The 6,430-nt window shown below is 29.5% G+C and carries 6 protein-coding genes and 4 tRNA genes; 8 read left to right on the forward strand and 2 right to left on the reverse strand.

Annotated features, from left to right (window positions below; all coding sequences use genetic code 11):
- Positions 1 to 21: 21 nt before the first annotated feature.
- A complete protein-coding gene (locus TY07_RS16695; RefSeq protein WP_052330770.1) occupies positions 22 to 306 on the reverse strand; it encodes a hypothetical protein in 285 nt (94 codons plus the stop codon).
- A 272-nt stretch (positions 307 to 578) separates the two neighbouring features.
- Here TY07_RS16695 and TY07_RS16700 point away from each other — a divergent pair, with 272 nt between their 5' ends.
- Positions 579 to 2,069 carry an ABC transporter substrate-binding protein gene (locus TY07_RS16700; RefSeq protein ID WP_042402910.1) on the forward strand — a complete coding sequence of 497 codons (1,491 nt, stop codon included), beginning with the start codon at positions 579 to 581 and terminating at the stop codon, positions 2,067 to 2,069.
- 44 nt (positions 2,070 to 2,113) lie between these two features.
- Here TY07_RS16700 and TY07_RS16705 read toward each other — a convergent pair whose 3' ends face one another.
- A complete protein-coding gene (locus TY07_RS16705) occupies positions 2,114 to 3,745 on the reverse strand; it encodes a hypothetical protein (protein ID WP_042402912.1) in 1,632 nt (543 codons plus the stop codon).
- 126 nt (positions 3,746 to 3,871) lie between these two features.
- Between TY07_RS16705 and rph the strand changes: the two genes are divergently transcribed.
- From rph to TY07_RS16740, 7 genes are all read left to right on the forward strand, one after another.
- Entirely contained in the window at positions 3,872 to 4,621 is a 750-nt protein-coding gene (rph, locus tag TY07_RS16710) for a ribonuclease PH (protein ID WP_042402915.1), read from the forward strand.
- A gap of 1 nt (position 4,622) precedes the next feature.
- Positions 4,623 to 5,222, forward strand: coding sequence for an XTP/dITP diphosphatase (locus tag TY07_RS16715; RefSeq protein ID WP_042402917.1), 600 nt, complete (start codon positions 4,623 to 4,625; stop codon positions 5,220 to 5,222).
- 134 nt (positions 5,223 to 5,356) lie between these two features.
- Positions 5,357 to 5,833 carry a metallophosphoesterase gene (locus TY07_RS16720; RefSeq protein ID WP_042402919.1) on the forward strand — a complete coding sequence of 159 codons (477 nt, stop codon included), beginning with the start codon at positions 5,357 to 5,359 and terminating at the stop codon, positions 5,831 to 5,833.
- Between the two features lie 108 nt (positions 5,834 to 5,941).
- Positions 5,942 to 6,017 (forward strand) — tRNA-Pro (locus tag TY07_RS16725).
- A 73-nt stretch (positions 6,018 to 6,090) separates the two neighbouring features.
- Positions 6,091 to 6,164, forward strand: a tRNA-Gly gene (locus TY07_RS16730).
- 70 nt (positions 6,165 to 6,234) lie between these two features.
- Positions 6,235 to 6,311, forward strand: a tRNA-Arg gene (locus TY07_RS16735).
- A gap of 6 nt (positions 6,312 to 6,317) precedes the next feature.
- A tRNA-Pro gene (locus TY07_RS16740) sits at positions 6,318 to 6,393 on the forward strand.
- Positions 6,394 to 6,430: the final 37 nt, after the last annotated feature.

The raw sequence follows: 6,430 nt of genomic DNA on the forward strand, positions 1-6,430 counted from the left end.
AATTCATTTGTAACTACTTTTTTATATTATATTATCATCAAACTTTATAATGTTATCATCATCGTTAGTAATTGAATCATCCATTAAGAACTCAGGTTCATAAAGTGGATCATTTTTTTTTGTATCATTTTCAAGTGCTGAAATACTTTTATTTATTTTTTCAAGTAAAAATGTTTGAATTCTTTGATTTTTAAGCATTTTTAAAAAAGCTATGAAAGACCATATTCCAATGAACATAAAGCAAATCATAAATATTATTGCTACTGATTGAAATATTATTTGAACTATTTGCATTGCAGTTGTCATATAATTAGTACCTCCATAAAAATATAAAAGGAAACTAAGCTTCTTTCAGTGGCTTAGTACACACAGTGTAACTTCTACTACTCTAAATCTAAGATTTAGGGTATCAGTTAAGTTCGATTGACAAAATGTAAAATTTTGAATCTTACTTAAATGATTATATCATAAATTGGGAAAATTTCTATAAAAATAATTTACTTATTATTGAAAAAGATTAATTCTCTATAATTATGTCTATAATTATAGAAAAGTATAACAAGAGAGGGGAAATAAATTTGAAAAAGATAATAGCAACTATTTCTGTTTCGATTGTAACAATAATTATATTATTAAGTTTTATAGATAGGACACCACAGGAAAGTGAAAGTAATACTGCAGATATTGTTTATTCAATAACAAGTATACCAGAAAATTTAAAATCTATTGGTGAATTAAATAAAAGAGAACAAGATATAGTATGTGCTACAAGCAAAGGCTTAGTGGAGTTAGATGCTGAGGGTAATATAAAACCAGTTTTAGCTCAGGACTACACTGTTAGTGATGATGGATTAGAGTATGTATTTAAAATTAGAGATGATATTTATTGGAGTGATGGCAGTAAGATTACCCCTAACGATATTGTAGATTTTTTTAGAGAAGTAATTACGGAAGAAAGTGAAATTTCTGCATTATTAAATGTATTTGGTGTAAAAGATTATATAAATAGTAGTAATTCATTTTCAAATACTGTTGCTATAACTAGTACTGAAGATAGTTTGAAAATTAGATTGAATTCAAAGGATGATGGATTTATTGAGGAACTAACTAAGCCACAGTATCGAGTAAGAAAAGAGTTGCTGTTTTGGGAGGATATAGATAAAAATTATAGTTCCATTACATATTCAGGCAACTATTATATTTCTTCAATGAGTGATTCTGAAATAATTTTAAAGAGAGCTGATAATTCAAATGCAGAATTGGCTCAAACAATACATTTAGTTAAGGATGATAGTGAAGATTTGGCATTAGCTGCTTTTGAAATAGGTGAAAGAGATATTGTTATGAATCCACCTACAAGTCAATTACAAAGGCTTAAAGATGAGGGGAAATTAGTAGAAAGTCCATCTGATGAAGCTGTTTACTTAGCTTTTAATGGGAATAATGAAAATTTTTCAAATCAAGTCAAAAATGAAATATATAGATTGATTAGTAAAGCTATAGAAGAATATCAGAATAAAAATGATTTACTTCTTGAATTAGCTGAGTGTAGCTATTTTAGAGAGGATAAGGATGATTTAACAAAGTTGCAAAGCAGAAATGTTATGGTTAATTTCAAAAGTGATGTAGAGATGCCAAGTAAAATAGTCCTTGTAGCAAAAGAAAGCTTACAAAATAAAGATATAACTGATTATTTAACAGCGTGGTTTAAAGAAAATACAGATATAACTTTAGTTTGCAATTTGCTTACTGAAGATGATATGAATTTAATTAGTGAAAAAAATTATTATGATATTGCATTAGTAAATGTATATGCTAAGTTAGAAGATGATGAACAGCTTCTTGCGACAATATCAAGTTTTCTTCCCAAAAGTCAAAGGGATATGATAAATAATTCTAATTCTAAGGCTGAAAAAGAAGAATTATTTGCAGAGATAGAAGAAGAGCTTTTTAATAATTATAGAGTGTTACCACTATTATTTTATAATAATACTATAGCAGTTAATGATACTGAAGATGAAAATATTCTAGATGGTAATGGCAATATAGATTTCAGTGCTATTAAATAAATAGGTAAAGTGAAATAAAGTCGGCATAAGCCGACTTTATTTTATTAATTAGATAATGGTGGGTTAGCTTCATTATTATTTTTATCACTATCGCTTAATTCAGTTAAAATTGATTCATCAACAGTTATAAATGTATTATCAACAGAATTAGATGTTAATTCATCAGATGGAACTTCTGTTACAATATCTGCTTCAACCTTAGGAATTGAGTTTTCGGATTCTTCAATAGTAGTTGAGTTGTCATCGCGTATATCATTATTATCTGCGACCTCAACAGGAATTAATCCTAGTTCAGTCATATATTCATCTTTAAATAAGTGAATAAGTAAGAAGAAGTTTAAAAAATTCCTGTAACTATCAAATGTATTTTTGGTATTAGAAAATGTATCTTTACGTTTATTATAAGTAACATACTTGTTAAATATTGGTGCAACCCCAGTGCTTTCAGGGGTAGGGATATCTGGCATTCTAAAATAACTTTCATCTACCATATCTTTTGAGCTTAAAGTAAAGCCTCGATAACGTTCATAATCATCTAATGTAGGTGCCTCAGGCCAACTAGAAATTATTCCTGAGTTTATTATAAACTTTTTATAAACAGTAGATATCATATTTCTATGCTCAGATGAATTAGTAGATACATCATCATAAATAATAAAAGCTAAAATGTAAAATGTAATATCAAAGCAGGAATATTTAATTTCTTTTTTTGATGATAACTTATAAAAAGAACCCTTATCCTCATCATATAAAGAGTATAGTCGATTTATTATTTCAGTAGATTTCTCTAAAAATGATATTATTTTTGTATGTTTATAAGATAGGGTTAAAACTAATGAGCATAATGCAGATGTATCTAAAGAGTCAACATAATAGTCCTTTTCATCAAATTTACACATTGCATAATCAGCTAAATCTATTATAAAATCCTTAAGCTCATTATCGTTTTTATAGCTATATAAAATATTTAATGATAGTAGAACTTTACAAATTTCATCTAGTGAGCATTCGTATAATTTATCTTTAAAGTCATAAAACATGTTTAAAATTTGTAATGAAAACTCCGCGTATGATTCTGAAACATCATCTTTTGGATTCTTAATAGAAAACATATAATATGCAAGCATCATAAAAGCTTGATCTGAAAACTTAAATTTATTATCTTTATCAACTAAATTAAAGTTTCTAGCATTATTTTCTAGCAAGTTCTTCTTATCTACGAAAACTCCTTCACCGTTTCGTAGGTTTGAAGAGTAAAACTCAAGTTGATCCTTAGATATACTATTGTATAAATCATACAAGGCATAATTACTACTATCTATGTTCTCAAAACTTCTATAGTAATCTAGCAATTCTAATAAGCATAAAGTCATTAAAGCATTAGTACTTGGGTTAATTTCTTTTTTGAAAGAATCTTCATCAAATCCATTTGAATTTTTACTATGAATAAAGTTTGCAGATGACTTCCTGTAAACACATAATAGTGGAGAAAAATTACTATTTGTGGTAATATCAATGGAGGAAGATGATTTATTCTTTTTTATTTTAGAAACTAAACCACATTTGGATTGTAGTACTATAGTTTTTACTGCTTCTTTAGATAAATAAAAAAGTTGTCCGTTAATTTCCTTTTCAGAAAGGCTATTCATTCTAAAAAATGGCCCAATATATCTCAAATTCTTCACCTCTTAATTAATCCTTATATTAATATTATGAGTTAAGTGAGAATTTGTTGCATTATTTTTAAAAAAAGGAGAAATTTAATATATAGTAAGTAAAATTATGAAATGGAGGAGTTTTTAATGAGAAGTGGAGCAAGAAGAAATGACCAAGTTAGAAATGCAAAAATAACAAGAAATTATATAAAACATGCAGAAGGATCTGTTTTAATAGAAGTAGGGGATACAAAGGTAATTTGTACTGCATCAATAGAAGAGAAAGTACCGCCATTTCTAAAAGGTAGTGGAGAAGGTTGGATTACAGCTGAATATAATATGTTACCACGTTCTACAGCAACTAGAAAACCAAGAGATATATCAAGGTTAAAAATTGATGGAAGAACAATGGAAATACAAAGGTTGATAGGAAGAGCTTTAAGATCAGTAGTTGATTTAAAAGCTTTAGGTGAAAAAACTATTTGGATAGATTGTGATGTTATACAAGCTGATGGAGGAACAAGAACTACCTCTATTTGTGGTGCTTTTGTAGCTTTAGTTGATGCTATGAACAAACTACATAAACAAAAACCATTTAAAGTTTATCCTATTAGAAAATTTTTATGCGCAACAAGTGTAGGAATTGTTGGAGAGGAAAAACTACTTGATTTATGCTATGAAGAGGATTCGATAGCAAGAGTTGATATGAATGTCATTGGAACTGATGAAGGTGAGTTTGTTGAAATACAAGGTACAGGCGAAGAGGCTCCATTTAATAGAGCAGAATTAAATGAATTATTAGATTTAGCGGAAAAAGGAATAAAGCAAATGATTCAATTACAAAAAGATTGCTTAAAGATGGATTCTTTATGGATTGGAACAGGAGAAGGAAAATAATATGAAAAAAATAGTTTTAGCTAGTAATAATTCTAAGAAAATAAAAGAAATTAAAGATATACTTAATGGATTAGAGTATGAGGTATATTCTTTGAATGATATGGATATTAACATAGATGTAGAAGAAGATGGAATTACTTTTGAAGAAAATTCTAAGAAAAAGGCTACTGAAATTTATTCATATTTGAAAAAAAGAGGAGAAGATAATTTTTTAGTTTTAGCTGATGATTCAGGATTAGAAGTAGATAGTTTAAATGGAGCACCTGGAGTGTATTCTGCTAGATATGCTGGTGAGCATGGGAATGACTATAAAAATAATATTAAGTTACTAGAAGAAATGAAGGGCTTCAAGGGTGATGATAGAAAAGCAAGATTTGTTTGTGTAATATCATTAGTTGATGAAAATGGTGAAACTAAAGTAGTTCGTGGAGAGGTTGATGGCTACATTATTGAAGAGCTAAAAACTGAAGGTGGATTTGGCTACGATCCATTATTCTTCTATGAAGGATTTAATAAGACTTTTGGAGAAGCTTCCTCGGAAGAAAAAAATGCAATTTCTCATAGAGGAAATGCTCTTAAAAAGCTTAAAGAAATACTTTAATTTAGTTAATAGTTAAGGAATAAAGTCTGCTTAGGCAGACTTTAGAATATTATTTAAGAAACTCAGAAAGGAGTTTCAACATGAACTATTAACTATAAACTATTAATTATTAACTTAATGGAAAGGATGATTTTATGCTTATTGCTGTAATCAGTGATTCACATGGAAATAGAATTAGTATAGATAAGGTTAAAAAAAGAATTAGTAGTGCAGATGTACTTTTATTCTTAGGAGATGGAGAAGAAGATCTAAGGGAAATTACAGAGGAATTCAAAGGGGAAGTATATGCTGTTAGAGGAAACTGTGATATGAGAGGATTATATCCAGAAGAAAGGCTAATTGAGCTTCAAGGTAAAAAGATATTTATGTGTCATGGGCATAGATATGGAGTAAAGTATGGATACAACTCTATCTTTTACAGAGGAAAAGAAGTTGGAGCAGATATAGTTTTATTTGGACATTCTCATATACCTATTATAGAAGAAGAGGATGGATTAATTTTGATGAATCCAGGAAGTATTTCATTAGGAATGGGAAGGTTAGATAAAACCTTAGGATACATTGATTTAATTGAGGGAAAAAGTCCAGTTACATATATAAAAGAGATATAAAATAAAAAAAATAAAAAAAATTTAAAAAAAGTGTTGACGGATTAAAAATCATCATGTAGAATAATCATTGTCGCTGCGAGATGTAGCGAAACGAAACAAGATGATTACCGGGGTGTGGCGCAGATGGGAGCGCGCGTGGTTTGGGACCATGAGGTCGCAGGTTCGATCCCTGTCACCCCGACCAGTTTAACTAAAAGAAACTCAAGTAGAATGAGGATATTCAATTGGTTAAATAAGAGATTTAAAATCTCAAATATGCGGGTATCGTATATCGGTAATACTCCAGCCTTCCAAGCTGGAAAGGTGGGTTCGATTCCCACTACCCGCTCCAAAAAAGCTTAAAAAAAAGCTTGACATAAATAAAGAAATGTTTTAAAATAATAAACGTTCTTTGGTATTATGCGTGTTTAGCTCAGCTGGATAGAGCAACGCCCTTCTAAGGCGTGGGCCAGGAGTTCGAATCTCTTAACACGCACCATATTACCGGGGTGTGGCGCAGATGGGAGCGCGCGTGGTTTGGGACCATGAGGTCGCAGGTTCGATCCCTGTCACCCCGACCAATTCAACTGATTTAATTTGGTTGAAAGATAAAAAGAA

Origin of the sequence: Clostridium saudiense, assembly GCF_000577815.1 — a bacterium.
Lineage (GTDB): Bacteria > Bacillota > Clostridia > Clostridiales > Clostridiaceae > Clostridium > Clostridium saudiense.

Coding starts and splice junctions, on each gene's coding strand:
- TY07_RS16715 (WP_042402917.1), top strand. CDS start 4,623: ATGAAAAAAATAGTTTTAGCTAGTAATAATTCTAAGAAAATAAAAGAA.
- rph (WP_042402915.1), top strand. CDS start 3,872: ATGAGAAGTGGAGCAAGAAGAAATGACCAAGTTAGAAATGCAAAAATA.
- TY07_RS16720 (WP_042402919.1), top strand. CDS start 5,357: ATGCTTATTGCTGTAATCAGTGATTCACATGGAAATAGAATTAGTATA.
- TY07_RS16695 (WP_052330770.1), bottom strand. CDS start 306: ATGACAACTGCAATGCAAATAGTTCAAATAATATTTCAATCAGTAGCA.